This is a genomic window from Corynebacterium sp. (assembly GCF_030535495.1).
Lineage (GTDB): Bacteria > Actinomycetota > Actinomycetes > Mycobacteriales > Mycobacteriaceae > Corynebacterium.
Genome location: NZ_JAUNRW010000141.1, coordinates 1 through 1,569, shown reverse-complemented (window position 1 = coordinate 1,569; position 1,569 = coordinate 1). Strand labels below are relative to the sequence as shown.

The 1,569-nt window shown below is 69.0% G+C and carries 2 protein-coding genes; one reads left to right on the top strand and one right to left on the bottom strand.

Annotated features, from left to right (window positions below):
* Positions 1 to 504, top strand: a 504-nt coding sequence (locus Q4F73_RS11625; RefSeq protein ID WP_303359505.1) for a hypothetical protein, incomplete at its 5' end; no start/stop codon positions are given.
* A gap of 25 nt (positions 505 to 529) precedes the next feature.
* On the opposite strand, the gene Q4F73_RS11620 is transcribed toward Q4F73_RS11625, so the two are convergent.
* A partial coding sequence (locus Q4F73_RS11620) for a DUF418 domain-containing protein (RefSeq protein ID WP_303359504.1) occupies positions 530 to 1,569 on the bottom strand: 1,040 nt, incomplete at its 5' end.

Genomic DNA, 1,569 nt, shown 5'->3' with positions numbered 1-1,569 from the left:
CCGCCGGTGGCCGAGGGCTGCGTGCGGGTGGCCGCCACCGACATGTTCCTCGAGGGCGCGACCCCCACCTACCGGCCCGGCGACTACCTGGAGCACACGTTGTCGCTGGTCACGGATCCGGAAGCACCGGCACTGAGGTGCTTCATCGAACCGGGCACGGCGCGGCCGTCGGGGGATGAGACGTACTGGCCGTCGCTGGCCATCGGGGACGGCTGGTTCGCCGACGTGTGGCCCGATGCTCCCTGCAGCGGCTGGCAGGACATCCCCGGCACGCTCCACCTCACCGGGTGGGCGGAGCAGGATCGCCCCGTGGCGATGGTCGTGGAGCGGGTGTTCGCGAAGATCGTGCACGCCGACACCTGGTTTCGCACGAGTGACTCCCCGGTGTTGTGGCAGGAGATCGGGCCCGAGACCGACTACGCCGATCAGGACGGGTGGCAGGCGGTGGGCGCGCTTCTCGACGTCCGCCCGGTAGCCGGCGGGCCGGATGGGGATCACCGATGAGCTGACCGAGGTAACCGAGCCGCGGCTACACGGTAGCGGGGACCATCTCCCGACGCTCCGCCCGGCGCTGCTTGCGGCGCTCGGCGGCGTCGGCAAGCTTGTCCACGCTGTCGTGCCACACCAGCTCGACGGGCCCGCGGCGGAAGAAACGCAGCCAGACCGCGGACAGGGTGATGAGGAAGGCGGCGATGCCCAGGTAGATCGCCAGGGTGGTCACGGTGTACCACGGGCCCTGGATCTTGGCGCTCACGCCGAAGCCCCAGTCGTAGAAGATGATCGACGCGATGAGGTTCTGCAGGATGTAGTTGGTCAGGGCCATGCGACCGACCAGGGTGAGGCCGTGGCCCACCAGGCCGACGCGCTCCCGGTGGACGTAGAAGGCGGCGACGGCGGCGAGCAGGCCGAAGGCCACGATCGTGGAGGTGCCGTAGCGGGTGATGAAGCCGGCGGTCTCGCTCAGGCGCAGCGCCCAGTCCAGCGGGAAACCGACACCGAAACCGATACCCATGACGATCCGGCGCAGGCGGTACCCCTCCGGCAGGAAGAGCCCGGCGCGGTAGAGGTGCGCACCGACGAGGAACAGTCCCAGGCCCATGACGAACATGATGGGGATTTCCCCGCGGCCGCCGATGAAGCTCTGCACGCGCTCGGTGACCATGCCCCAGTACGAGGTGGTGTCATAGGCCTCGAAGGCCTCGCGGGCTGCCTCGAGGCGGTTGGCGTCCGGGGACACGGGGAGGTCCTCGCGCCCGAGGGAACCGCGCATGACGAAGGGGACCGCGCTCATCACGGCGATGACGCACAGGTGGACACCCAGGCCGATGAACATCCAGATCTTCTGCACCTTGGGGCTTGTCGCCATGACGGCGGCGACGACGAGGCCGGTGAGGCCGTAGCCCATGAGGACGTCGAACTCGAAGATGAAGATGTAGTTGAGGAGGCCGTCGATAATGAGCAGTCCCGCGCGCCAGGGGTAGCGGCCGGGCCAGGGCTCGCCGCGGCGGAGGGCGGACTGGCGCTGGATCTCCAGGCCGATGCCGAACATGATGGTCAGCAGGCCGATGA